Below are 25,515 nucleotides of genomic sequence, written 5' to 3'. Positions count from 1 at the left end.
TTTATAGCCTCTGGAGAACACTTTCTAGCTGTTCGGATACGTATTCTGTAGTGCCTTCTCTTTCGATTCGCGCCTTTGCAGCTTGGCGATATTTACCATACTCGTTTGGGTGTTCTTTAATATCCAGAATCGCCCCCCATATTGATTCGGGGTCGGGATCTGCAAATATAATTTCAGCCCCAAATTCGTCCTCGAGGTCCGACATTTTTGTCGAGACTATATAATTCCCTGTCGCCATGAAATCGAGCAACTTCGAGGGGAATGTATATTTTGAAATTCGCCGATCTGGGTCCTGAAGATTCACTAATACATCGGCAGATCGGATATATCTAGGATAACAGTCCCATGGAAGTGTGCCAAAGAAGGTCACGCTCGAATAATTTCCCTTTTGAACCTCTTTTTTCACCCGAGTTTGTTGAGGCCCGTAGCCCGATATCCAAAATTCAACTTCTTGATTAACTCTGGTATATTTCGAAATCACGTCCAGAAATGCGTGGATGCCACGGACATCGTCAAACCTGCCCGCAAACATCACGGTGAATTTGTCGGGGTCCTTTGAATCAACCTCCTCGAACTCTGATGACATCTCAATAGATGGTTTTCCGCGTATTATTTTTACATTTTTAGACGGCAATTTTTTTGAAAGAGGTTGGTTCACACAGACGCCCCCGTCGAGTATCGGTCTAGTTAAATTTCGTAAGAGTATATCTGAGTATTTTCTTGGGCGGTCTGAACCTGCGAAGTTTCCGTCTTCCCACTCTACCAGTATGGCTATATCTCGGATTAGACCGACTACTGCTGTTGGAAATCCCGTATGTGGGAGGTAATTATAGAACAGTATGGCGTCCGAATCGTTATCACCCGAATATTTTAATAGAATATACGTGGTAGAAATTAATAACCAAACGTAATTCACAAGTGGGATGTCGATGATAGATGGGACAATAATCTCAACATCCTTTTTGGGGTGTTTATATTTCTTTTTCGGGATGTATTCGAATGAAGCCTCTCGCTTCGTGATTGGGGAAATCACTGAGACGTTGTGGTCATTGTACGTGAGCGATTCAATGATTGTCTCTTTCTTATTATTCGCCGCAAAAGAATGGGTGGAATAGTCTAAGTCGTTAATAATTCCTTCTGTATAATAACTCGCTACATAGATGAGATCCATTGCAATCTCTTGTGGGATGGTTGACGCTGGACCTCAAGTATCTATCGGAGTATCTGAACCTCCTTCGAGTCCACAGATTGATTACCGCGGCCTACTTTTCCCTGAATTAGAATGGCGATTGATTACGACTTAGAGGACCGCCCAGTACTCGTGACGGGGGCAGATGGATTTGTCGGCTCGCATCTCGTTGACGAACTAGTCGCCAACGGCGCGGACGTACATACCTTTATACGTGCTACGTCGAGTGGAGAATTGAACAACATTCGCCATCAGTCTGAGAAAGTTACTGTTCACCGAGGCGACCTCCGCGATAAACACTCGGTACGAGAAGCGCTTTCCACTTTCACGGATTACTCCGACACGCTAATTTTCCACCTTGGTGCTCAGGCCCATGTGGGTGAATCCTGGGACCGTCCCTACGAAACGGTCGATACCAACGTCACGGGGACTCTCAATCTCCTCCAGTCCATCGTTGATTTGGATCTAGACATTGCCAAATTTGACACGGCTGGTACAAGTGAAGAATACGGAAACGTGAAGGACGAGATGTTCGAAAAGCACGACTTCGAAGAAGACGGTCGTGTGCTACTCTCCGAACGCTCGCCAGTCAATCCCACGAGTATCTATGCGACATCGAAACTGGCAGCCGACTTCCTCACGATGAACTTCCACGACGCATATGGTCTTCCAGCTGTCACCACACGGATGTTCAACAACTACGGACCACGTCAAAACCCACGCTACATCACGGGTACTGTGATTACCCAGGCGTTAGAACGAGACATAGTCGAGCTCGGAAACCTATCACCAAAGCGGGACATGTGTTACGTCCAGGATGGTGTACGAGGACATCTCCATGTCGCTTTAGAAGGGAAACCTGGTGAACAGTACGTCTACGGATACGGAGAGAACATCTCGATGCGTGACTGGACGAATCTCATTCTGGACGTTGGCGCAGAGCATGGCTACTGGGAACGGCCCGAGATCGTTCAGGACGAGGACCGGTACCGCCCAGGGGACAGCGACGTCGAAGAGTTACTTGTCGGCTACGAAAAATTGAACGAACTAACTGGGTGGGAGCCCCAAGTCGAATGGCGCGAGGGCGTCAGACGGACCATCGACTGGTATGCGAACAACCGTCGATCGTGGTACGGTCGGGTGGACTGGCGATGACTGACTTCCATCGCGAGACTACCGACTATTGGGATGGAAAGTCAGTGATGGTTACTGGCGGGGCAGGCTTCCTTGGTAGTCACCTCATCGAAGAATTGGAGCGTCGTGCTAACGACGTAGATATCTTCGTTCCACGTAGCGACGAGTACGATTTGAGGGAGAAAGCAGACATCCGCCGTGCTCTGACCGATTCAGATCCGGACGTTGTGCTCCATCTTGCCGCCACAGTGGGGGGTATCGGTGCGAACCGTGAAAACCCTGGAAAATACTTCTATGAGAATGCGGTGATGGGCATCGAGCTGATGGAACAGGCCCGGAAGTTCGGCGTCAAGAAGTTCACTATCCTCGGGACTATCTGCTCGTATCCGAAGTACACGGATGTCCCGTTCCAAGAGGAAGATCTCTATAGTGGGTATCCAGAGGAGACCAACGCACCGTATGGAATCGCTAAGAAGGCACTCCTCACCCAGTCGCGAGCATACCGAAAGCAGTACGATTTCAACAGCATCTATCTGATGCCGGTCAACCTCTATGGTCCACGTGACGATTTCGACCTCGAGACTTCCCACGTTATCCCCGCCATCATCCGGAAGGCGATCGAGGCACGGGAGAACGGTGATGAGTCGTTCGTGGCATGGGGTACTGGGGAACCAACGAGAGAATTCCTGTACGTAAAGGATGCAGCAGACGGCATCTTGACGGCGACCGAACGATACGATCAGAGTGACCCCGTGAACCTGGGCAGTGGCATGGAGATCTCTATTCGGGATTTGATCGAATTGATAGCCGATCTTGTTGGATTCGACGGTGAGGTCGAATGGGACACATCGAAACCCGATGGGCAGCCTCGACGACGACTGGATACGTCGCGGGCAAAAGAACGGTTTGACTGGGAAGCCACAACGGAATTTGAAGAAGGGCTCCGTAAAACGATTGAATGGTACGAAAATCAGTGAGTGGGTCGGATATGAGTGATTCATACATCCCCGAAGATGAGTGGGAGACTATCGTCTCGAACGTCCCGATAGTTTCTGTTGACCTCGTGGTTCTCTACGACGGGGGAGTGGTCCTCGGGAAACGAACGAATCAACCGGCAAAGGGAGAGTGGTTTGTGCCGGGTGGTCGAGTGCATAAACACGAGCGGCTCCGAGAGGCTGTTCACCGTATTGCACAGAAGGAATTAAATGTCGAAGTGGAAATTCAGGAGTCGCTTGGATCCTACGAACATTTCTATGAAGTTTCCGACGTCGACGGTAGCGATGGAAAACACTACGTCGCCCACGGGTTCGTTGTGACGCCTACTAGAGATGTTGGGTTAGGGCGGGACGACCAGCATGCAGATGTCCGTGTCTTCGAGTTTTCGGAACTTCCTTCAGATCTCCATGAGTATCCGAAATCATATTTAGAAGACGCAGAAGTATTAGATTCAACAATACAGTAAGTCAATAGGTAAGGGGTTTAAGAAATGAGGGTTCTTCATTTAAGTAATTCGGATAAGAAGGGGGGTGCTGCCATCGCAGCCTATCGGCTTCATCGAGGTCTTAGAGATCTGGGCATTGACTCTCAAATGCTCGTCCAGCACAAGGTCACTGATGACGATACAGTTCATGGGCCTGCGGGACTAACTGGGAAGGCGATAACCGGGATCCGTGGGGGCTTGGACTCAATTCCGACTTATCGTTACAGTGATAGAGAATCTAGGCCGTTCTCACCCGCCTGGTTACCTGATAACGTTCCCAAAAAAATCTCAAAATACGACCCTGACATTGTACATCTTCATTGGATCAATAATGGGTTTATGCAAATAGAATCAATTAGCGAGATAAGTACACCGATAATTTGGACTCTCCATGACATGTGGGCATTTACTGGTGGCTGTCACTACGACGCGAATTGTAGGAAATATCAACGAGAATGCGGATCATGCCCTCAACTTTCGAGCAGAACTGAAGATGACTTATCTCGATCTCAATGGGAGCGAAAGCGAAAAACATACTCAAACTTAGATATTCCAGTGGTAACTCCCAGCAATTGGCTACGTGATAGAGTTTCCGAGAGTAAGTTGATGGGCGATATGCCCGTTGAAGTCATCCCCAATGGTATCGATACTAAGCAGTACCGGCCAAGGGAACGTACAATTGGAGTCGATCGATTCAATCTAGACTCTAAAAAGAAATATATTTTATTTGGGGCGTCGTATGAAACCAAAAGAAAGGGGGGTGATCTATTTGCCGAAGCCGTCAAACAATTAGATAGGACGGATGATGTGCAGGTAATTACTTTTGGTAACTCCGGTCTCGACGCTTCCCAAATTCCCATCAAGGTTCATGAGTTGGGATACTTGTCTGACGATGAACTGAAAATTGCATATAGTACGGCTGACGTTATGGTTGTACCATCAAGGCAAGAGGCGTTTGGCCAAACAGTCACTGAATCATTGGCGTCTGGAACACCGGTTGTTGGTTTTGACATCGGTGGGCTTTCGGATATTATTAACCATGGTGTATCTGGCTACTTGGCGGAACCGTTCGACACTTCTGAGTTATCAATGGGAATAAGGTTGGTAATCGATAGACAATCTCCGTTTGAAAATATTAGTAGATTAGCGAGAGATAAATGTACAGAGCAATACAAAATTGAGAACGTATCCAAGAGGTATTTGGCCTCTTATAGGAAACTATAGGTCGGATGATTTTCCGCTTGGGACGAGTATCTAGAGAACCCCGTTCTCTCAGAGATCGATTCCAACTGAGGCAATACGCGATCTATTAATGTCAGAGTAGTCGGGCTTTCGTAGACACGCTCTTATATTGACCGTATTTTATTCAGGATTTTCAGCTTCGTCTCGACTAGCCTTCCTCCCGCTATTGCTCTATTATATCTGCGATTGATAGTGCTTTCTATAAATGGGTTATCGGGCAGGTCCAGCTCAGTTACTGGCTTCGGAGATAGGTCCACCTCAAACTTTTCCGTGCTGGTCGTGTGCGTCCCCGAATCGTCATGACCAATGTTTTGGATATGTGATTTTATTGGATTAACACACAATCCTCCTTCTTTAGCGATAGCATATGACCACCAGACAGCCCATGAATTAATCTCTCCTTCTAAGTGCTCCTTCATCATTGGATAGAGATCGTGGCCAGCCTTTCGGGTTACCTTGATTAATTCCTCCCTATTGGATTCCAATTCATCCAGGTCAAAAGGCTCAAATACGTAATTTTCCCAAGCCGACTTCCACGTCCCCCACCCCCATGACGAGTTCCGATATGTGAAGTATATGTCGGGATCATATGAGTCAGGGATTCTTATCGGCGGGCTGTACCCATTCACATTCATCACTCGTCCGTTATTCTCATACTTATCCAACATTTTTCTCATATAACTTATATAATTTTTAGACGGCATACAGTCGTCCTCGAGAACAATTATCCGGTCATAATCCTCAAAAACCCTATCAACTCCAGTAATTATGGATTTTGCTAATCCGACGTTCTCATCACGTTTTATTATCGTTGTCTCACACCAGTCTATTGCGTCGATCTGGGTTCTGACTTTCTCAATATCTCTCAAATCCTCTTCACCTTCTTCTGCCTTCGGCCCATCAGCGAATATATATAACTGATTGATGTCATTTTCCTTTAATTTCTTTAAAACTCGATTTAGGTGCTGTGGCCGATTGTAAACGAACAGGGCAATTCCTTCTTGCATACTGGTCTTACGCACTGGATCTGATTACAACGATATTATAATACTCCTCTCTGGTTGTACACACAATTTATTTTGCATCAATTCATTCTATTTTCTTTAACTATTGTATCATTAATGGATATTGTGGTTAGCGTAACTGTATTTGCCATGGGTTGTAAGCATCAACGACGGGATCATATCCCGAAGTGATTTGGCTAAATCGACGTTCCGTTCTATACTTAAGATGATGCCCCCGTCTGGGATTAATCTGTTGAGTTCTTGCATCGACATCACTCGCTGTATGAGCCTCCTCGGAGAGTCCTATGCCAATTGGTATTCCAGGCTTTGTTGAAATGCTTTAAAGTTAACATTGAGAAGGCTGGCCCTTCCAACCGGATCAGACGGATCCGCTACGAAACTGGCTTTTCAGTAAACCGCAAGACTGCAAGAGGGTTTCAACAGAGCCTTATTCCAGCATCCTGCCCGGAGCATACATCACTACTTATTTATCTCAAACTCAAGTCCATACTCAGATACAATGGAAAACCGTGACCACACACTTATTTTCACTGCAGGGGGCGGTCGACTTGGGAACCAATTGCTTAACTACGCCAATTTACTCGCGTTCTCTCTGGAATATCCCGAGTTTGACCTGATTAATCTTGCATTCTCGCCGTACGTGGCAGACTACGGCAACGATTCGCTCGCCTGCTCCCCTGTTGACTCCTCTGACCTCGAGCGTCCTTGGAACGTACTCAGCTGGCTTGCTGCGAGTGAACTTCCCGTAATCGAGTCCTCCCCCTTTCCTTTTAAGGAACTCCGCTTGAAGGCCCTTCATCGAATCGCCTGCTATCGCTCGGACGCACAGAGCATCATCGCTGGTCCAACTCATACACGATTCCAGTTCACCGGCGACCGATACGATCAGTTTGACCTGGTAGCACAGGAGAATGTCGATCGATTGCGGTCGCGATCGGTTTCACTCGTCGCCGGTTGGAACGTCAGAGCGTGGCCACTCATAGAAAAACACCAAAAAGACCTTCGGTCACTGTTGCAACCTGGGAATAAGCATCGGACCGTCGCCAATCGGTTTGTGGAGTCACTCCGCGACGAGTTTGACATACTAGTCGGCGTGCTCGTCAGACAGGGGGACTATCGGAACTGGAGAGACGGTCGATACTTTATCGAGCCTTCCGAGTACCGCGAACGGCTTCTTGAGTTTGCAAGTGAATTTCCTAATGAGAAGGTAGGATTTGTTATAGCTTCGGACGAACCACAGTCGGAGTCAGTTTTCGTCGATGACCGGTTCGTATTCACGACCGGAATCGCTGGTGGCGACGGCCACTACGTCGAGAGTTTCACCGAGCTGTCGTTCTGTGATGTCGTGATGACACCACCAAGCACGTTTTCCGTCTTCGCGGCGTTCTTGGGTGACATCCCAGTCGTCCCGCTATATGAGGACATCAGTAGTAGGGAATGGGAGTGGCTTGAATCCGCACTCATGGACTCGGTTGGCCATCCCGAAATGAGCGCGGCGATCAACTGACGACCGGATAAGTTCGAATATTTTGCACTCATTTTCGTCAAGTCCTCGTCCCTACATTGGATCCAATAATCTTTGAACTGAGGTTTTGGCAAGCGTCTCCGTCGAACTTCAGGGCAGCCGGCGTAATCCCCTCAACATCCAATCCTATGACACCTGGTTGAAGATACATCAGGAGTGCCCGATATATGACATTATCTTATTGTGCCTTTATATAATACTGAGCTAATCGGATGATGGTCGGCTTTATACAGCACGCATCAGTCATTTATGGTATGCTAAAACAACTGGCGGCAAAATTACTCCGAGGCGCATTCAGAAATAGATTTGTGAAGTCTGCCACTTCTCACCGACTTTCGCAGGAAGGATTGGAGCTGGTGGTATCTGAATTGGAATATCTACAGGGAATCGGAGCAGGTGCAGGAGTAGAATCTAGTGGCGAACAAGTAATAACGAAATTATTAAAAAGTATAGAAGGAAATAAAATTATTTTTGACGTTGGTGCTAATATGGGTGATTACACAGATATGGTGGACAGACAGGTTGATCAAGCCTATTTCCATCTATTTGAGCCTCAACAACACCTCAAAAACCAATTGAAGGATAAATACTCAACAGATGGGAGAAAATGTGTGAATGGCTTTGCTTTGTCAGATGAACGTGGCCAAACAACCATTCACTATAACGAACAGGGGTCGGGCTTGGCCTCGATGACTAATAGGAAACTTGATTACTTTGATATTGAGTTCGATCAAAAGGAAAATGTAGAAACAGAGACGCTCAACAACTATTGCGAAGACGAGGAAATCGCGGAAATTGACTTGTTAAAAATTGATGTAGAGGGTCACGAATTGCAAGTATTAAATGGTTCTGTGGATATGATTGCGTCCCAAAGTATAAAATATATAACTTTTGAGTTCGGGGGTGCAAACATAGATACACGTACGTATTTCCGAGATTATTACTACTTTTTCGATGAGTATGGTTACGATATTTATAGAATTCTCCCAAATGGTAAATTGTACCATATTGACTCATACAACGAACTCAATGAAAAGTTCAGGACCACTAATTATATTGCTGTTAGGGATAGTATATAAAACTTCTAGGCCATTAAAACTAAAGCCCGAACTCAACAGCAAGTGGATAAACGTTGAGTTCGGCGTTAAAGTATTTCAACGCGCCAACCTATTCAATAATATAACAGCAAAATCTATTTCCTGCGATACACCAATAAGATATCAATGCAAGCAGTCGTTCTAGCTGCCGGCAAAGGAACCCGTCTCAAGCCGCTAACCGACGACAAACCCAAAGGTATGGTCGAAGTCAACGGCCAACCCCTCCTCGCACACGTCTTCGACCAACTCATTGGCCTCAACGCTTCCGAACTCATCGTCATCGTCGGTTATCAGAAGGAAGACATCATCAGCCACTTCGGCGACGAGTACCGCGACACGCCCATCACCTACGCCCATCAGCGCGACCAAGCCGGACTGGCCCACGCCCTCCTCACCGCTGAGGAGCATATTGACGACGACTTCATGCTCATGCTTGGGGACAATATCTTCCGGGCCAATTTGGAGGATGTCGTCAATCGACAGCAGGAGAACCGCACCGACGCAGCCTTCCTCGTCGAAGAGGTCCCCTACGAACAAGCATCCCGGTACGGCGTCTGTAACACAAACGAGTACGGCGAGATAGTGGATGTCGTGGAGAAACCCGACGACCCACCGAGCAATCTCGTCATGACTGGCTTCTACACCTTTACACCGGCCATCTTCCATGCTGCCCACCTGGTCCAGCCTTCAGACCGCGGGGAGTACGAACTTTCGGATGCCATCGACCTTCTCATCCAGTCCGGCCGGACCATCGACGCGATTCGAATGGATGGCTGGCGTATCGACGTGGGCTATCCCGAGGACAGGGACAAAGCTGAAGAACGTCTCCAAGAACTCGATGAGGCACCGGCCGAGTGAGGAAGAGATTCTGTAGCCTGACTACCCGGTCTACTCTTTGTAATCGATTCATCACCGGTCGACAATGCCAGCTGTCGACGATCATAAGCATCTTCATTCCGTTAGTTGATGACTCCCTCAAATCTATTGATGCCGTTCTCGGGTTTGTAGATGATACTGACCTTCGACGCAAGGAGGCGATATTCTCAAACTTGATGAACCTTGCCTCCCGGATTCCCGAATCGACGACTATCGTCCTCTGGGCAACTATGGGAGAGCGTCGCCCCTCAGTCTGTTATTACATTGTTTAAAAATAATTTCACTTCTTGACCCTTGTCATGGTTCAAAGACCCGACTCGTGTTCTCGGGAGGGGCACACCGATTCGCAAGACATACGCATCCCCCTCTTTGAGTTACATCATGGGCACTTCCCTGGACGGCGCTGTGCGGAAACTCTTCAAGGGTGGTGGCATTCTCTTCATCGGGCTCGTCGTCCAACTCGGTGTTTCTTTCTTCGCGAAGGTCATCATCGCTCGCGTCTTGACCCCCGTCAACTATGGGGCCGTCTCCCTTGGGGTCACCACGCTCGGCCTGCTCTCAACGCTCTCCTTGCTGGGCATCCACTCCGGTATCGGCCGATACCTCCCTCGATATGAGACTGAGGAAGAGCGGAGAGGGATTCTTGTTTCCGGCTTCCAAATCGCCCTTCCGCTCGCGACAGCGACTGGCCTGACGGTCGCCATCCTCGCCGGTCCGATTGCTCGGCACGCCTTCACTGACCCATCCGTAGCACCATTCCTCCGTGTGTTCGGACTGGCCATTCCCTTCGCCGCGCTGATGAACCTCTCGATTGGCGTTATTCAGGGCAACCAAGAGGCACTCCCTAAGGTAGTCGTCCAAAATGTCACCCCCCCAGTGACGCGCTTCACTGCCGTCGGGATTGCCGTGGTCATTGGTGCGGGTGCGATCGGAATCGCCACAGCCTACGCTCTGGCCTATGTCATTGCAGCCCTGGTGGGTCTCTGGTACGTATTGCGTCGCACGTCGTTGCTCTCCGACGTCACACCAGTGATGAGGCGGCGCGAACTTCTCTCCTTTTCTGCCCCGTTGGTCGTCACCGCTGCGATGGGTTTCATCCTCTCAGATCTCGATACGTTCATGCTCGGGTATTTCTCGAGCACTGCCGCAGTGGGGGTCTACAACGTCGTCTACCCGATTGCCCAACTTTTGACTGTTGGTATCTCCGCTTTTGGTTTTCTATTCATGCCCATCATCTCGGAACTCGACGCCGAGGGAGCACAAGACGAGATGCATCGTGTCTACCAGGTAATCACCAAGTGGGTCTTTATGGGAACGCTGCCGGTCTTCCTCGTGGTTGCCCTCTTTCCCGAGATGACCATTGCTGTCACATTCGGCGAAAAGTACATGGCGGGTGGGACGGCGCTCTCGCTGTTGGCGATTGCCTACTTCTCCCACGCTATCGCGGGCCCGAACGCTAACACGCTCACCTCGATCGGACGGACGCGGACCATCATGTGGGATAACATCGCGATTGCGGTCCTGAACTTCCTCCTCAATCTCCTGCTGATTCCGCAGTACGGCTACTTGGGGGCAGGTGCGGCGACGGCCGTTTCCTATATAATCCTCAACCTCCTCTACTCAACGCAACTCTACCGAGAGACGGGTATTCATCCCTTTTCGGCGGCTCTTGTCAAGCCCGGAGTCGTCGCCGTTATCCTCGTCGCCGTCGTTTACTGGGTTACGCGGACCTTCTTCCCTATTACGATTCCCGTCCTTATTGGAATGTTCTCCATCTTCATGCTGTTGTATGGATTAGTTATCATCCGATTTGGAGGGATTGAAGAGGAAGAAATCATGCTCGTCTTAAGTTTCGAGGATCGGTTTGACATCAACCTTGGCCCGCTGAAAGACATTGCAAAGTTCCTCATGCGGTAACCATCTGCACGTCAAGGTCCATTCCTACAACTAGGCGATCGAGACATTCCGAAAATCTGCCAGTAGTTCTATTAATCCTGTTGGAACCTGCTAGGTTTGAGATGCGCTCGCGGATGTATTCCTGATTCTCAGGTTCGAGGCGTGCAAATGCTCTCAACGGCTTTCCACACAAGAACGTTCGACTAGTGTGCGTTAGTCCGCGCTCCATCGTGCAAATCACGAGCCGATACTCTTGATGTTGAGGGGCGGAAGCGAGTGTCCGTCTGTTGCCGGTTGTCAGCTGTACGTACTCGACAAATTCTCATCGGCTCACGGGTTGCGTTTGGAGGGCGCGAGGCATAGACGAACCCTCCTCGCTTTCACAAACCTTATCCTCGTCTTCCCCAACCCTCAATGCAATGAGCGACGACGACGACCAGTCCGGCGAGGCCCTCCAGCGCGCTGGGGACTGGCTCAAACAGTATTATCAGTATCCTACGCTCGCACTGGTGCTTGCGTTCATGTTCTGGGTGCGGGCGAAGTCGTGGGATGCGTTCACGCGGAGTGGTGAGGTGTACTTCTCGGGGAACGACGCGTGGTATCACTTCCGGGAGGTTCAGTACACGGTGAGTAATTGGCCGTCGACGATGCCGTTCGACCCGTGGACGAACTTCCCGTTCGGGACGTCTGTGGGGCAGTTCGGGACGTTGTTCGACCAGCTCATCGCGACGGCGGCCCTCGTCGTCGGCCTAGGAAGTCCGAGCGAGAACACGGTCGCGATGACGCTGTTGTTCGCGCCACCAGTGTTCGGGACGCTCATCGCCATCCCAACGTACTTCATCGGGAAGCGCCTCTCGGGGCGTCTCGGTGGCGTCATCTCGGCGGTCGTGCTCGGCCTTCTACCCGGTCTCTTCCTGTCCCGGTCGCTCGTCGGGTCGGCGGATCACAACGTCGCGGAGCCGCTGTTCATGTCGCTGGCGGTGCTCGCGATGATGGTCGCGCTGTCCGTCGCGGAGCGCGAACGCCCCGTCTGGGAGCAAGTCGTCGAGCGCGAGTTCGCCGCACTCCGCGAACCGCTCGGCTGGAGTGTTCTGGCGGGTGTCGCGACGGCGCTCTACCTGTTCGTCTGGCCGCCGGCGGTCCTCCTCGTCGGTATCTTCGGCGCGTTCTTCGTCGTGCAACTCTGCTCGGACTACTACAACGGCACGAGCCCGGACCACGTCGCGTTCGTCGGCGCGGTGAGCATGACCACGACCGGCCTGCTTTCCCTGCTGGCGTTCGGCGAGATGGGTTTCAGCGCGTCCCAGCCCTCGCTCCTCCAGCCCTTGTTCGCGTTCGCGGTCGCGTTCGGCGCGGCGTTCATGGCGTGGCTCGCCCGCCAGTGGGACGCCCAGAACCTCGACACCACCCTGTACCCGGTGACGGTCGGCGGCGTCATCCTCGCGGGCGCGGGCGTCGTCGCCGTCGCGATTCCGAGCCTGTTCTCGATGGTCCAGTCGAACCTCCTGCGGTTCGTCGGCTTCGGTGCCGGCGCTGCGACGCGCACCATCAGCGAGGCCCAACCGTTCCTCTCGCAGGCCTCTCGGTACGGCATCAGTGATTTCGCGGTTATCTTCCTCGACTACGGGCTGACGTTCTTCATCGCGGTGCTCGCGGGCGCGTGGCTGCTGTGGCGGCCGACGCTCCGCAACCGGAACCTGAACCGCGTCGGGTTCGTCGCCGCGTCCGCGCTCGTCGTGCTCGGCATGATCGCGTTCCCGGGTGTGATGCAGGGCCTCGGTGACTTCGTGGGCGTGGACTCCCAGCTCATCGGCGTCGCCGTCATCGGCCTCGTTATCGCCGTCTCCGCCATCATGGACGACCGGCCGGCCGAACACCTCCTCCTCATCGTCTGGGGCGTGTTCCTCACGTCCGCGGCGTTCACGCAGGTGCGGTTCAACTACTACCTCGCCGTCCCCATCGCTGTTCTGAGCGGGTTCGCGGCGGTCGAAATCCTCCGAATGGTCGGTGCGAGCGCGGCGGCGACCCAGAAACTCGAGGACGTGGACGCGAGCCAGGTGTTCGCGGTCGCGCTCGTCGTCCTCGTCCTCGTCGTTCCGCTCGCGGTGCCGTTCACGTTCGCCAGCACGCAGTACGGGAACGTCTCCTCCAGCACCGCCGTCTCCACGGGCGACACCGGCCCGCAGTCGTCCGTGCTGTCCTGGGATTCGATGCTGGACTGGATGAACGAGAACACGCCCGCGGAGGGCAACTTCGGTGACGCCGAGAACGCGGACCAGCTCGACTACTACGGCACGTACTCGAAGACTGACGACTACGAGTATCCGGATGGCGCGTACGGCGTGATGAGCTGGTGGGATTACGGCCACTGGATTACGGTCGAGGGCGAACGCATCCCGGTCGCGAACCCGTTCCAGCAGGGCGCGACCACGGCCGCGAACTACCTCTTGAGTGGGAACGAGACGGCCGCGAACGACATCCTCGAGAACCTCGGAAGTCCGGGTGAGGAGACGCGGTACGTCGCGGTGGACTGGCAGATGGCGTCGCTGAGCGCGAAGTTCAGCGCGCCCACGCAGTTCGCGACCAACGCCACCGCCTACGACTTCTACAGTCCCTTCTACGTCCTGAACAGCGAGGGCGCGGTCCAGCAGCAGACCCAGCTCCGGAGTCAGGCGTACTACGAGAGCATGATGGTGCAGCTCTACCGCTACCACGGGAGCCGGGTCGAAGCGAGCGGGACGACGGTTATCGACTGGGATCGTAACATCCCGCTGTCTGACGGCGGCTATCTCCGTGTCTATCAGCCGAGCGGCGAGAACGATTCGCCGACGAAGTCCTTCGACACGCGCGCCGAAGCTGAGGCGTTCGTCGCGAACGACTCGACGAGCCAGGGCCAGCCCACCAGCCAGATCGGCGGCCTCGGCGGCACGCCCGTGGAGGACGTTGAAGCCCTCGACCACTACCGGCTCGTCGGCACCAGCGAGGACTCCGTGAGCTTCCAGCAGATAATTCGGGGGTCGCAGTTCACGAACCTCCCGAGCGCGGTGAAGCTGTTCGAGAAGGTCCCCGGCGCGACCGTAGAGGGCACCGGCCCCGCGAACACGACCGTGACGGCGTCCGTCACGCTGAACGCGACGACCTACCAGGGCAACCAGCTCATCGGGAACCAGACGACGTACACCCAGCAAGTCACCACGGACGAGAACGGCGAGTTCACGATGACGCTCCCGTACTCGACGACGGGCTACGACGAGTGGGGGCCGGAGAACGGTCACACGAACGTCAGCGTGCGCGCGGCCGGTCCGTACACGTTCAGCACGCCCGCCTCCGTGAACGACTCCGCGTACACGGTGACGTACAACGCGACAGAACACGTTTCCGAGGGCGCGGTCCTCGGTGAGACCGACGAGACGGTCCAGGTCGAACTGACGAAGGAAGTCCTCGACGTGCCCGGCGGCGCGGAGAACGACAGCGAGACGAACACGACGAACGACACGAACACGTCCAGCCTCGTCTCGCCGTCCGCGCTCGACGCGTTCGCGACGGACACCGACACCAGTGGGTCGACCACTGGACCGACGGCCGCGATAGCTGACACGACTACCGCGTTCGTCGCGCGCCCCGTCTAGATGTCCGCGCGCGACTGGCTCGCGGTCTACCTGAAGGGCGTCGCGATGGGCGCCGCTGACGCGGTGCCCGGCGTCTCCGGCGGCACCATCGCGCTCATCACGGGCATCTACGACCGCCTCATCGCGGCGCTCGCCGGCCTCGACCCCCGGGAGGCGTGGGCGCTCCTGCCGTTCCTGGCGCGCGTCCACCGCGACGACGCCCGTGCGGAACTCCGCGCCGGCCTCGGCGTGCTCGACGTGCCGTTCCTCGCCGTCCTCGGATTGGGCGTCGTCTCCGCCGCCGTCACCGTCGCGAACCTCGTCGAAGCCGCGCGAACGACCTATCCCGCACTCACGTACGCGTTCTTCTTCGGCCTCATCGCGGCCTCCGTGGTCGTGCTGTGGAGCGAACTCGACCTCACCACGCCGAACCGGAAGTTCGTCGCGCTACTCGGGTTCGCGCTCGCGTTCGCCGTGAGCGGGCAGGCGTCCGCGACGCTCCCAACGGGACTGGTGACGATGTTCGTCGCGGGCGCTATCGCCATCTGCGCGATGGTGCTCCCCGGCGTCTCCGGCAGCCTCCTCCTCCTCACACTCGGCCAGTACCACGTCGTCACGGGCGCCGTCGAAACCGCGACGGACGCCGTCTTCGCCGGCACGCTCGGGGACGCGGTCGACCCCGTGACGACGCTCGCTGCGTTCTCACTCGGCGCCGCGGTCGGTATCGTGTCGTTCGCGCGCGTCGTCGCGTGGGCGCTCGACACCTACCGCGCCGCCACCCTCACCTTCCTCGTCGCACTCATGGCGGGCGCACTCCGCGCACCCGGCCAGATAGTTCTCGACGAAACAACCGCGTGGACGCCCGAAACCGCGCTCGCGCTGCTCGCCGTCGCAGCGGTCGGCGCACTCGCCGTGGCCGCGCTCGAACACACCACCGGCGACATCACCTGACGTGGAGTGCTAACTGGGAGTCCCATGCAGGGGAAGCCTCGCCGGTTACGGCGAGGCGAATGTCACGTGGCGTGGCTGGCGACGTTTGGCGCAGTCGCGTCGCTGTCCGGCCTATGTAGTGGCGTCCATAGGATTATGTGTATGGAGGGAGTAACATAGGGTGGCGGATGGCGTCCTACACCACCATCGAAGACTGGCAGGCTGTCGAAGACGGCTACGTCGTCGATGTCACCATCCGAAAGACGCAGGCTGAGACGTATCCAAGTGGATGGGACTACGGCCTCCACCTCGGGGAAGTCGGTGGCGACACCATCCTTCGCTACGACAACGCCCACGAACGGACAAAAGGCCACGAACGCCACACCCGCGATGGTGTCGAAACCATCGAGTTTCCCGGGATGCTGACGCTCTACGATCGCTTCACACGTGACGTTGAAGAGCTGTCGCCCGTCTCGTGGGAGTGGCCGGAGTAGGACGCCGCCAGGAGGAACACACCATGCCAACGCTCAAAGTCACCGTCGGCGACCGTGACCGCCTCGATCAGCGCACGCGTAACCGCATTAAGGCCGCTCAGGACGGGGACGACCTTGAGGACGCACAGCCGGTGCTGAACGTCGGGTCGTACGCCGAACTCAGTCGATTGCTGAGTCCGAAGAACCTGGAGCTACTGGACGCGATTTCCCAGCACGACCCGGAGAGCATTCGCGCGACCGCCAGCATAGTGGATCGGGACTACAAACAGGTTCACCGAAACCTCTCTGAACTCGAAGATATCGGTGTTATCGAGTTCGAGGGCGGCGGGCCGGGGCAAGCGAAACGGCCGACGCTAGTCTACGATGGTCTCGAAATCGACCTCCCGTTTGTTGGTTCGAACGAGACTATCGGCGCAGCAACCTCGTAGCAATCATTCGGTGAGCGGATGCCACGAGCATCGACGTTGACTTTGCAGCCGTCCCTCTCTTGAGACGGATACGGAGCGTTTGGAGCACTAGTTCCGGTGAGCTAGAGTACCGCTTTGAGAGCGATTCTCCCGCGTTCACGTACTGAGTACGTCCACGTCCGCCGGCCCGCCCGCGTCGAACTCCCGCACGAACGAATCCAACGCCTCCACGTCGTCCGCGCCCGGTAACTCCTCCTCGGCGGTCCGACACTCCGCGTCGACATTCAGGAGGTCGGTGACGTGGTCGGCGGTCGCTTCCGCCATCAACCGATACGTGGTGAGCTTCCCGCCGACAACACTCGTCAACCCGGACACACTGTCGCGTTCCGCGTGGTCGAGCACGAAGAACCCCCGACTGATTCCGCGGCCCTCAGCGACACCGCTCGGTTCGTAGAGCGGCCGCACCCCCCAGTACGCGTGGTCCAACGCGGCGTCCGCAACCGCGGGCAAGAGGTCCGCACACTCCGCGCGCATCCGCTCGACCTCCTCCCTGCTCTCCAGGTCGCCGTCGGGGTCGTCCACCTCGACGCTCGTCGTCCCCAGAACCACCGTGTCCTCGTGCGGGACGACGATGTCGCCGTCCGCGGGCGGCCGACACCGATTCAGAACGGTATCGAGGTCGTCGTACTCGACCGTGACCATCACGCCCTTCGTCGGCGTCATCTCCAGGTCGATATCCGCCGTTCGCGCGAGGTCGCCCGCCCACGCACCCGTCGCGTTCACCACGTGCTCAGCACGAATCTCCCCCTCAGAAGTGGACGCCCCACTAACCTCCCCACCTGTCGTGAGCAAGCCCTCTACTGGCGTGTGCGTCAGAATCCTGGCGCCGTGATCGCGTGCGCTCCCGGCCGTCGCGGCCACGAGACGCGACGGATAGATGACCGCGTCCGGCACCTCCAATGCACGCTCCACGCCGTCAGGCAGGCCGGAAACCAGCCCGCGCGCGTCGTCGCCGTCGTAGACGGTCGCGGGAATCGAGAGGTCGCGACACGCCGCGAGCTTCTCGTCGAAGAACCCGGGGTCGTCCGAGTCGAGCTGGACGAACAACCCCCGCGTGTCCCGTACGGCCTCACCGGCGATATCTTTCAGAATACGATTCTCCCGGATGCACTCGCGCGCGCCGTCCGGGTCGTGCTCGGCGTACCGCGCGCCCGAGTGCAGGAGGCCGTGCGACCGCCCGCTCGTCCCCGCGTTCAATCCACCGCGCTCCGCCAGCACCACGTCCACGCCGCGCATCGCGAGGTCGCGCGCCACCCCCACGCCGGTCGCACCACCACCCACGACCAGTACTTCGGTATCCATACCGACTTCTGGAACTGCCAGCACCTTAGAGTCCGCCGTCACGCGACCCAGCGAGGTCGGCGCAGATGCCGCGCACGGTCTCGCGGTGGTAGGTCGAGACCGCGAACAGCACGAGGAAGTAGACGGCGGCGCCGAGCGCGACGACGCCGACAACCGCGGGCCAGCCGCCGATTCCGACGCTGGATTTCGCCGCGAACACGACACCACCCATCACCGCGCCGGCGCCGAGTTGCGCGAGGAACGGCCGCGTCACGACGACCTGCACGTCGGTGAGGCCGCGGACGAGCAGGGTGTTCGCAGCGTACGCGAACGCCTGCGTCACCACCGTCGCGGCGACGATGCCGAGCGGGCCGTACGCGTACCAGAGCGCGAGACCGAGCGCGACGTTGATTGTGAGTTCGGCGGCCGACACCCAGAACCCGAGGTCGGGGCGGTCGAGGCCGCCGAGCACGGCCCCGCGGGGCGCGGTCTGCGTTTCGAGCAGCCGGTATGCTGCGAGACCGACGAGGAACGCGCCAGCGCCCGCGTACGCGCCGCCGAACGCCGTCACGACGATGGATTCTGCGAGCACGAGACTCCCGACGAAGATTGGGACGGCGAGCACGCTCCCCGTCGAGAGCGCGTTCCGGAAGTCCGGCGTCCAGTCGCCGCCCGACCGGCCCGCGAGCGCCGACACGCGCCCCATCAACCCCGCCGTGATAGCGCCGGAGACGAACGTCGCGGGCATCGACACCTTGAGCGCGACCTGATAGTTACCCGCCGCGCTCGCCGCCGCCAGCCACCCCAGAAGCAGCACGTCCATCTGCGACAACCCGGTGCCGACGAACCCGCGCGGAATCGACCACTTCGAGAACGCCACAACCGACCGCAGCGACTCCCGAGAGGGAAGACGCGCCCGGACGCCGAGCCAGCGATACACGACGGGCAGGACGACCAGCGCGCCCGTCACGGCACCCCCGACCATCCCCCAGAGGCCGAACCCGAGCAGGACGAACGCGACCTGCGCTATCGTCGTCACTACGGTTTCGACGACGAGCGCCCAGTCCGCGAGCGCGAAGTTCGCACGCCCCGAGAGCAGGGTCGTCGACGACCGGTACGCCGCGAGCGGCACGAACAGCACGGGCACCGCGAGCGGCAACACCGGGTTCGCCGTCACCGCGTCCACCACGACGTACCCCACCGGCACGCCGACGACGCCGAGCACGCCAATTGCGACCGCGAGCGACCCCACCGCCTCGCTCGCCGCGAAATCCGGTTCCGTCAACCGCTTCTTACACGCCGTCGCCCACCCCGTCACGGGGTTCACGAAGAACGCAGCGACGGAGAGCGCGACGTAGAACAAGCCGTAGTCGCTCGGCCCCAGGGCGCGCGCCAGCACCACCGACCCGACGAACCCCACGACCGCCGTCGCGGCCTTCCCCGCGAACCCGAACCCGGCCTGCACGCCGAACGCGGCGTCCGCGATATCGCCCTCGTCGCTCATTCGAACACAGATTCGAACGCGAACCTGATAGGCGTACTCGTCCGGACTTTGCGGTCAGACGGTGGTGATCAGCGGCCGAACGTTCATCGCGCCGGTGTGGGTCCCTCACCGGACGGCCGGCCGACGAATTCGACGTCTAGGTGGATGCGCTCGTAGGGGAGGTACGGGCGCTTCGCCTGGCCGTCCTCGACGATGAACAGCAAGCCGTAGTCCGCAAGTAGCGAGATACTCTCGGCCGCGCCGTTGAAGTCACACAGGATGCCGACCCCGTGTTCCTCCGAGAGGGGGCAATCACGCCCTTCGAGTAGCGTAGGAAAATCGCAGACGTTCCCACACGTACCCTTGTGGGAGAACACTTATTTCTGGCACGCTCTTACCTATTGCTATGAGTCAGGGCTCGTACGACGACACGATTAAATTCCGTGCGGGCGCGCTGAAGGAAGCTGCTGGCGAACTCGATTCAATCCACCTCGGCGGGATTAACATCAGCGAGCTGGCGCGCACGGGTCTCACGGACATGCTCCGACGGGCGATGACTGACGAGGACAAGATCGCGCTCTACGAAAACTACAAGGCAGGCGAAGTCTCCGAGGAAGCAACTCGGCTACTCCTCGGCGACGAGTTTGAGCTCCTCCAAGAGGACATCGAGGAGTTCTCGGCGGCCGCCGACGAGGACACCAGTCAGTACCTCGTCTAGATGGCAGGCGATGGTCCACAGTATCCGATTCTCGTCGATACTGACGCTCTGATCGCTGTCGCCGGGTGCGTGCTCGCGCCACGCTTCTACGACAGCCGCCGCGTACGCTGTCCTCGCCATTCCTCAGGGTGTGCACGCCCGAGTTCGTCCTCAATGACGTCCTGGAGTCGACTCGTTTCGAATAACTCCTCTCCATCGTCCGCGCGCACCTCCTCTCACGTCGCCAGCTGCCGCGCCTCCCGTGCCGGGAGGTAAATCACTGTTACAGGCGCTCACTCGTCGGAATAGAGAACACCCGCTAGGCTTCTCGTATCTCGGTCGCGTCGAACACGCCCGCCATCTCCGTTTCCGTGGCGGTGACGTGGAGTTCGTCGCCCTCCTCGTAGGCGTCGTCGGTGATGACGGTGACGGCTTCGATGGAATCGCGGCGGAAGAATGCGACGATGCGGTCGAGCCAGGATGGCGACCCACCCTTTCGAACGACGAGCACGTAGCGGTCCTCGCTGAGGCGTTCGAGATACGGGGTGAGGTCGTGGTCGTCGCGCTCGTCCGGGCCGACGACGTGCATGACTTCCGCACTGAACGTGATCATTCTGTCTGGTATGGGTCGGTGGCGGTCGTGAGTCGATACACGTCGTCCGCGGCGTCGAAGTCGTCGTCGAACGCGTACAGGTAGCCCAGGCCCTCGGACTGCATGTACGCGACGAGGCTGGCGTCGACGAACGAGAACCCCGCGTGCTGGCGGAAGACGGATTTCGCCGTCGCGCGACCGTCCGCGCTCAACGCCGCGATGTGGACGCGCGCGTTCTCCTCGATTCGGTCGAGGAAGTCCACCGCGGCGTCGTGGCCGGCGTGCGCGGTGAGGCCGTTCAGCGTCTCCGCGAGGACGTAGTCGAGAAGTACGGCCTCGGGGAGCGTGCCGTCGTCGACGCCCCGGAGAATCGGTAGCGCGTCCTCGTGGCGGGCGTCGCGGCGGTACGCTGCGGCGAACAGGACTGACGTGTCGACGAGCGCTCGCGGCATCTACTCGGGGGAGACGCCCCACGCGTCGTGGCCCGCGGTGGCGTCGGTGTCCGTCGCGCCGTCGTACCCCTCGAACTCGCCGAATGTGCCGGTGCGGCGCTGTACGACCTTCACGCGAACCGCGCCGTCTTCGACGTGCCAGCGCAGCCTGTCGCCGTCGTCGATGTCGAGCGCGCGGCGGACGCGCGCGGGGATGTTCGCTTGGTTCCCCGACACCTTACTCTCCGCGTCGACTCGGTCGCTACTCATGTCGTCGAGTTCGGCGGCCAGTCGTAAAAACGTAGTGTGGCGCCACACTACTCCCGCGCTTTTATCGGGACGCGGCGCGCGTCCCCGACTATGTACGTCGGCGCGATAGACCAGGGGACGACGGGCACGCGTTTCCTGGTGTTCGACCGGGACGCGTCCGTGGTCGCGAACGCGTACGAGACCCACGAGCAGTACTATCCGGAGCCGGGCTGGGTGGAGCACGACCCGGGCGAACTCTGGGCGAACACGAAACGCGTCGTCGAGTCGGCGCTCGCGGACGCCGGTATCGCCCCCGGTGACCTCGCGGCCATCGGCGTGACGAACCAGCGCGAGACCACCGTGCTCTGGGACGCGGAGACGGGCGACCCCGTTCACGACGCGATCGTCTGGCAGGACCGCCGCACCACCGAACGCATCGAAGGACTGAGCGACGACCTCGACGCCTACGCGCGGGAGACGACGGGACTGGAGCTGGACGCCTACTTCTCCGCGTCGAAACTGGAGTGGCTCTTGGAGAACGCAGACCCAATCGAACCGACGCGTTCGGCCACCCGGAGCGTCCGCGAACGCGCCGCGAACGGCGACGTATTGTTCGGCACCGTCGACTCCTGGCTCGTCTACAACCTCACTGGCGCGCACGTCACCGACGTGACGAACGCGAGCCGAACGATGCTGTACGACATCCACGACTGCACCTGGGACGACCGCCTACTCGCGGAGTTCGATGTGCCGCGCGCCTGCCTCCCCGACGTCCGCCCGTCCTCCGACGACGAGTACTACGGGTACACCGACCCGGACGGCTTCCTCGGCGCGCGCGTCCCCGTCGCGGGCGCGCTCGGCGACCAGCAAGCGGCACTGTTCGGGCAGGCGTGCTTCGATCCCGGTGACGCCAAAAACACCTACGGCACCGGTTCGTTCTTCCTCCTCAATACCGGTGAGATGCCGGTCGAGTCGACGCACGGTCTCCTCACCACGGTCGGCTTCCAGCGTCGCGGCGAACCCGTGCAGTACGCGCTCGAGGGCTCAATCTTCGCGACCGGCGCGGCAATCGAGTGGCTCAACGACGTCTCCCTTGTGGAGAACGCGGGCGAGACGGAGTCGCTCGCGCGCACCGTCGACGGCACAGACGGCGTCTACATCGTCCCCGCCTTCACCGGGTTGGGCGCGCCACACTGGGACCCCCGCGCCCGCGGCACCATCGTCGGCCTCACCCGCGGCACCCGCCGCGAACACCTCGTGCGCGCCACCCTCGAAGCCATCGCGTACCAGACCCGGGACGTGGCCGAAGCGATGCTCGCCGACAGCGACGTGTCGCTCTCCAGTCTCCGCGTGGACGGCGGCGCGGTGAAGAACGACTTCCTCTGCCAGCTCATCGCGGACGTGATGAACACCGAAATCGACCGCCCCGTCGTAGACGAAACCACCGCGCTCGGCGCCGCCTACGCCGCCGGCCTCGCCGTCGACTACTGGAACGACCTCGACGACCTCCGCGAGAACCGACGCACCGACCGCGCGTTCAGCCCGCGCGACGGCGACTGGGACGCGAAGTACGACCGCTGGCAGGACGCCGTCGAGCGCTCGCGCGACTGGGCGACGGAACGACCTTAAGGAACTCAAAGGTAGGTAGATTTGATACGCCCATATATGGATAAGACGCTTACTGTGGAAGGGCGTGTGTTCTGATACGGCGTGCGAGACCGCCTCCCCCGGGGCGTCCCGCACCCGTTAACCATTGGTACACGCAGAACTCCCGGCCTCCCGCCGGGACGTACTGCAATACGACACCGGAGTTTCTTGTATCCCCTGCAGCTTTGTTTGAACCCCATCTACAGTGAAGCAACTAGGGGGTTGTCTCTAGACGGAGCAAGCCGAGTGCCTCGGGGTTTGATTCCCGAGGCGGTGTACTGGTTTGGGCTCGATTGAAATCCCCAACGGCCGACATCTTCTGGTGGGGGTCGCTAAGTACAGACGAATTACTGGACGCTACCTACAGGCACGCTAAGAGGTATCGAGTTGATCGTAGAAAGTTCTCGGTTCAACGATATCGATACCGCGGTATGAGTCTAGAGAGAGTAGATGTCCATCACCGGAAACGAGATACTCAACATCGCCAGCTACTGCTGCTTCTAGGAATTTGTCGTCGTCCGGATCATCGTCAACAGCTGTGATGTCTTCCTGTGGGGTTACGAACTCAGCGAAATACCGAATCGTTTCGACCTCCTCCTGCACTTCGTCTTCGCTCATGTGGAATCGCTCGGGATACTTGAGGAGGGTTTCGCGGAACTCAGTGAGCGTTGCTACGGAAACGACAATCTGATAGTCGTGGTTGAATCCCTTGACGAGTAGTTTGTGTGGGACACCGGTTGCAATAACTCCCGAAATGAGTACGTTTGTGTCAAGGACGGCCCTCATTTATCGTTGCTTCGTGCTTTGTGGACGAGCTGTGAGACTTCTTCGGGGGAGACATCGACTGTTTGTGCACGCTGTTCGACTCGTTGTTGAAATTCTTCGACCGACGGGAGGTCAATTTTCTTCAATACGAGTCCATAGTCTGTCGGAACGACCATGAGCTTCGTTCCTTCTTCTAACCCAAACTGCTCTCGAAGGCTGCTTGGGATTGTGATCTGTCCTTTCGAGGTGACGGTCGTCACCTCGGGTTCGTCAGATGCCATGCTATCCTCCTGTGTAAGAATTCCTTACGAAGGAGTTTGAATCTACCGGTCAATACGCACACCACGCCGGAAGAACCCGAAAAACAACTCGGCGAAGGCCGTACTGACGAGGAACTCGAAGCCGACATAGGCGGCGGAACTGACTAATCGAAGTCCGGCAGGTCGTCCGGCGCCTCGTACTCCGCGTTCCAGTCCACGTAGTCCGCTTTCAGTCGGTCGGAGACCGTTCGTCCGAGTTCGGTGAGTGATGCGTTGATGGCTGAGACCGTGCTCCAGGAGTCGAGGTCGGGGTGGAGGTCGCGTTCTTGCCAGTCCTCGGGGAGGCCGGGGGCGTGGTAGCCGACGCGGTCGGCGAAGTCGTCCCAGAAGAAGTCGAAGTTCGAGAGGAGGTCGAGGTCGAGCACGATTTGGTACTCCTCTTCGGTGAGTTCGGTGTCGTCCGCCCATTCGGCGAACGCGTCTTCCCACGCGCCCTCCCGGAGGAAGGCTTCGAGGTCTTCGCGGTGGTAGTCGTTCCCGCCGACGTCGAGGTCCTCGTAATCGTCTACGTCCGCTTCCGTGTCGAGTTCGGGCGGATCCGGGACCTCGCCCGTCGAGATGTCGAGGCTCATTCGCCCTCGCCCTCCAGCGCGATGCGCCGATACTCCTCGCCCTCGTCGGTCTCGACCGTGACCTCGGGGACCGCTGTCGGCTGACCGTCGTCGTCCACTGCAACGTACACGAAGAAGGACTCCGTGGTCTGCTCGCGCTCGCCCGTTCGCGGGTTCTCCCGGAACGTCCGCAGGCGGACGCGCATGCTCGTCGACCCGGCCGCGTACACGTACGCCTCGATGAGCGCCGTATCCCCGACGGGGATGGGGCGGCCGAAGTTCACCTGATTCATCCGTGCGGTAACGACCTCCTCGCCCGCAAAGCGCATCGCGCTCATCGCGCCGATTTCGTCCATCCACTTCATCACGTTCCCGCCGTGCGCGGTGCCGTGGGTGTTCGCGTGGTTCGGCTGCACCATCTCCCGGTTCTCCACGTACGTTTCCATCACCGAAGGCATACCCCGACGTACTGGCGTCGGCGGGAAGAACGTGCCGACCCCCGACCGACACCTGTAAGGCCCGCCGACCGACTACTC

At 57.7% G+C, this 25,515-nt stretch carries 27 protein-coding genes; 14 read left to right on the top strand and 13 right to left on the bottom strand.

The features are described 5' to 3' along the window. Window position 1: 1 nt before the first annotated feature. Window positions 2–1,171: a glycosyltransferase gene (locus tag U3A55_RS09215; protein WP_330991209.1), complete on the bottom strand. Its 1,170-nt coding sequence runs from the start codon at window positions 1,169–1,171 to the stop codon at window positions 2–4. 111 nt (window positions 1,172–1,282) lie between these two features. Between U3A55_RS09215 and U3A55_RS09210 the strand changes: the two genes are divergently transcribed. Genes U3A55_RS09210 through U3A55_RS09195 form a run of 4 tightly spaced genes read left to right on the top strand, consistent with a single transcriptional unit; the run spans window position 1,283 to window position 5,027 of the window. Further along, entirely contained in the window at window positions 1,283–2,344 is a 1,062-nt protein-coding gene (locus U3A55_RS09210; protein WP_330991208.1) for a GDP-mannose 4,6-dehydratase, read from the top strand. Then, window positions 2,341–3,300 carry a GDP-L-fucose synthase family protein gene (locus tag U3A55_RS09205; protein WP_330991207.1) on the top strand — a complete coding sequence of 320 codons (960 nt, stop codon included), beginning with the start codon at window positions 2,341–2,343 and terminating at the stop codon, window positions 3,298–3,300. Before U3A55_RS09210 ends, U3A55_RS09205 begins: the two co-directional genes overlap by 4 nt. A gap of 11 nt (window positions 3,301–3,311) precedes the next feature. Continuing rightward, window positions 3,312–3,785 (top strand): GDP-mannose mannosyl hydrolase, encoded by a 474-nt coding sequence (locus U3A55_RS09200; protein ID WP_330991206.1) that lies wholly within the window; start codon window positions 3,312–3,314, stop codon window positions 3,783–3,785. Window positions 3,786–3,809: 24 nt separating this feature from the next. Continuing rightward, the gene (locus U3A55_RS09195) at window positions 3,810–5,027 is read left to right on the top strand and encodes a glycosyltransferase family 4 protein (protein WP_330991205.1); all 1,218 of its coding nucleotides are present in this window, start codon (window positions 3,810–3,812) and stop codon (window positions 5,025–5,027) included. A 122-nt stretch (window positions 5,028–5,149) separates the two neighbouring features. Here the strand turns inward: U3A55_RS09195 and U3A55_RS09190 are convergent, their stop codons facing one another. Both U3A55_RS09190 and U3A55_RS09185 read right to left on the bottom strand, forming a co-directional pair. Beyond that, window positions 5,150–6,052, bottom strand: a complete 903-nt coding sequence (locus U3A55_RS09190) for a glycosyltransferase (protein WP_330991204.1) — start codon at window positions 6,050–6,052, stop codon at window positions 5,150–5,152. Between the two features lie 595 nt (window positions 6,053–6,647). Further along, window positions 6,648–6,923 carry a hypothetical protein gene (locus U3A55_RS09185; RefSeq protein WP_330991203.1) on the bottom strand — a complete coding sequence of 92 codons (276 nt, stop codon included), beginning with the start codon at window positions 6,921–6,923 and terminating at the stop codon, window positions 6,648–6,650. 201 nt (window positions 6,924–7,124) lie between these two features. Here U3A55_RS09185 and U3A55_RS09180 point away from each other — a divergent pair, with 201 nt between their 5' ends. The 8 genes from U3A55_RS09180 to U3A55_RS09145 all read left to right on the top strand — a co-directional run bounded on the left by U3A55_RS09180 (window position 7,125) and on the right by U3A55_RS09145 (window position 16,924). After that, on the top strand, window positions 7,125–7,577 hold the full coding sequence (locus U3A55_RS09180) for a hypothetical protein (protein WP_330991202.1): 453 nt from the start codon (window positions 7,125–7,127) through the stop codon (window positions 7,575–7,577). A gap of 272 nt (window positions 7,578–7,849) precedes the next feature. Then, on the top strand, window positions 7,850–8,674 hold the full coding sequence (locus U3A55_RS09175; protein ID WP_330991201.1) for an FkbM family methyltransferase: 825 nt from the start codon (window positions 7,850–7,852) through the stop codon (window positions 8,672–8,674). Window positions 8,675–8,818: 144 nt separating this feature from the next. Then, window positions 8,819–9,550 (top strand): UTP--glucose-1-phosphate uridylyltransferase AglF, encoded by a 732-nt coding sequence (gene aglF / locus U3A55_RS09170; protein WP_330991200.1) that lies wholly within the window; start codon window positions 8,819–8,821, stop codon window positions 9,548–9,550. A 399-nt stretch (window positions 9,551–9,949) separates the two neighbouring features. Then, complete coding sequence (locus U3A55_RS09165) at window positions 9,950–11,485, top strand: flippase (RefSeq protein ID WP_330991199.1); 1,536 nt, start codon at window positions 9,950–9,952, stop codon at window positions 11,483–11,485. Window positions 11,486–11,883: 398 nt separating this feature from the next. Then, window positions 11,884–15,093 carry an oligosaccharyl transferase, archaeosortase A system-associated gene (locus tag U3A55_RS09160; protein WP_330991198.1) on the top strand — a complete coding sequence of 1,070 codons (3,210 nt, stop codon included), beginning with the start codon at window positions 11,884–11,886 and terminating at the stop codon, window positions 15,091–15,093. Beyond that, on the top strand, window positions 15,094–16,023 hold the full coding sequence (locus U3A55_RS09155) for a DUF368 domain-containing protein (protein ID WP_330991197.1): 930 nt from the start codon (window positions 15,094–15,096) through the stop codon (window positions 16,021–16,023). Between the two features lie 167 nt (window positions 16,024–16,190). Next, entirely contained in the window at window positions 16,191–16,496 is a 306-nt protein-coding gene (locus U3A55_RS09150) for a toxin-antitoxin system TumE family protein (protein WP_330991196.1), read from the top strand. 23 nt (window positions 16,497–16,519) lie between these two features. Then, the gene (locus U3A55_RS09145; protein ID WP_330991195.1) at window positions 16,520–16,924 is read left to right on the top strand and encodes an HVO_A0114 family putative DNA-binding protein; all 405 of its coding nucleotides are present in this window, start codon (window positions 16,520–16,522) and stop codon (window positions 16,922–16,924) included. 135 nt (window positions 16,925–17,059) lie between these two features. On the opposite strand, the gene U3A55_RS09140 is transcribed toward U3A55_RS09145, so the two are convergent. The 3 genes from U3A55_RS09140 to U3A55_RS09130 form a co-directional block, all read right to left on the bottom strand. Next, window positions 17,060–18,265, bottom strand: coding sequence for an FAD-dependent oxidoreductase (locus U3A55_RS09140; protein WP_330991193.1), 1,206 nt, complete (start codon window positions 18,263–18,265; stop codon window positions 17,060–17,062). 25 nt (window positions 18,266–18,290) lie between these two features. Then, window positions 18,291–19,748 carry an oligosaccharide flippase family protein gene (locus tag U3A55_RS09135; protein ID WP_330991192.1) on the bottom strand — a complete coding sequence of 486 codons (1,458 nt, stop codon included), beginning with the start codon at window positions 19,746–19,748 and terminating at the stop codon, window positions 18,291–18,293. A gap of 83 nt (window positions 19,749–19,831) precedes the next feature. Further along, entirely contained in the window at window positions 19,832–20,104 is a 273-nt protein-coding gene (locus U3A55_RS09130; protein WP_330991191.1) for a hypothetical protein, read from the bottom strand. A gap of 29 nt (window positions 20,105–20,133) precedes the next feature. Here U3A55_RS09130 and U3A55_RS09125 point away from each other — a divergent pair, with 29 nt between their 5' ends. Then, window positions 20,134–20,445: a hypothetical protein gene (locus U3A55_RS09125; protein ID WP_330991190.1), complete on the top strand. Its 312-nt coding sequence runs from the start codon at window positions 20,134–20,136 to the stop codon at window positions 20,443–20,445. Between the two features lie 298 nt (window positions 20,446–20,743). Here U3A55_RS09125 and U3A55_RS09120 read toward each other — a convergent pair whose 3' ends face one another. The 3 genes from U3A55_RS09120 to U3A55_RS09110 are packed head-to-tail and all read right to left on the bottom strand — an operon-like array spanning window position 20,744 to window position 21,717. After that, window positions 20,744–21,037 (bottom strand): DUF7526 family protein, encoded by a 294-nt coding sequence (locus tag U3A55_RS09120; RefSeq protein ID WP_330991189.1) that lies wholly within the window; start codon window positions 21,035–21,037, stop codon window positions 20,744–20,746. Next, window positions 21,034–21,468 (bottom strand): PIN domain-containing protein, encoded by a 435-nt coding sequence (locus tag U3A55_RS09115; RefSeq protein WP_330991188.1) that lies wholly within the window; start codon window positions 21,466–21,468, stop codon window positions 21,034–21,036. The genes U3A55_RS09120 and U3A55_RS09115 overlap by 4 nt, the downstream gene beginning before the upstream one ends. After that, window positions 21,469–21,717: an AbrB/MazE/SpoVT family DNA-binding domain-containing protein gene (locus U3A55_RS09110; RefSeq protein WP_330991187.1), complete on the bottom strand. Its 249-nt coding sequence runs from the start codon at window positions 21,715–21,717 to the stop codon at window positions 21,469–21,471. A 90-nt stretch (window positions 21,718–21,807) separates the two neighbouring features. Between U3A55_RS09110 and glpK the strand changes: the two genes are divergently transcribed. Beyond that, window positions 21,808–23,325 (top strand): glycerol kinase GlpK, encoded by a 1,518-nt coding sequence (gene glpK, locus U3A55_RS09105; protein ID WP_330991186.1) that lies wholly within the window; start codon window positions 21,808–21,810, stop codon window positions 23,323–23,325. A 390-nt stretch (window positions 23,326–23,715) separates the two neighbouring features. On the opposite strand, the gene U3A55_RS09100 is transcribed toward glpK, so the two are convergent. The 4 genes from U3A55_RS09100 to U3A55_RS09085 all read right to left on the bottom strand — a co-directional run bounded on the left by U3A55_RS09100 (window position 23,716) and on the right by U3A55_RS09085 (window position 25,437). Continuing rightward, window positions 23,716–24,129, bottom strand: a complete 414-nt coding sequence (locus tag U3A55_RS09100; RefSeq protein ID WP_330991185.1) for a putative toxin-antitoxin system toxin component, PIN family — start codon at window positions 24,127–24,129, stop codon at window positions 23,716–23,718. Then, window positions 24,126–24,389 carry an AbrB/MazE/SpoVT family DNA-binding domain-containing protein gene (locus tag U3A55_RS09095; protein ID WP_330991184.1) on the bottom strand — a complete coding sequence of 88 codons (264 nt, stop codon included), beginning with the start codon at window positions 24,387–24,389 and terminating at the stop codon, window positions 24,126–24,128. Before U3A55_RS09095 ends, U3A55_RS09100 begins: the two co-directional genes overlap by 4 nt. 143 nt (window positions 24,390–24,532) lie before the next feature. After that, the gene (locus U3A55_RS09090) at window positions 24,533–25,000 is read right to left on the bottom strand and encodes a hypothetical protein (RefSeq protein WP_330991183.1); all 468 of its coding nucleotides are present in this window, start codon (window positions 24,998–25,000) and stop codon (window positions 24,533–24,535) included. Continuing rightward, window positions 24,997–25,437 (bottom strand): acyl-CoA thioesterase, encoded by a 441-nt coding sequence (locus U3A55_RS09085; RefSeq protein ID WP_330991182.1) that lies wholly within the window; start codon window positions 25,435–25,437, stop codon window positions 24,997–24,999. Before U3A55_RS09085 ends, U3A55_RS09090 begins: the two co-directional genes overlap by 4 nt. Window positions 25,438–25,515: the final 78 nt, after the last annotated feature.

Source organism: Salarchaeum sp. III (assembly GCF_036418315.1).
GTDB lineage: Archaea > Halobacteriota > Halobacteria > Halobacteriales > Halobacteriaceae > Salarchaeum.
This window is presented reverse-complemented; position numbering and strand designations above follow the sequence as displayed.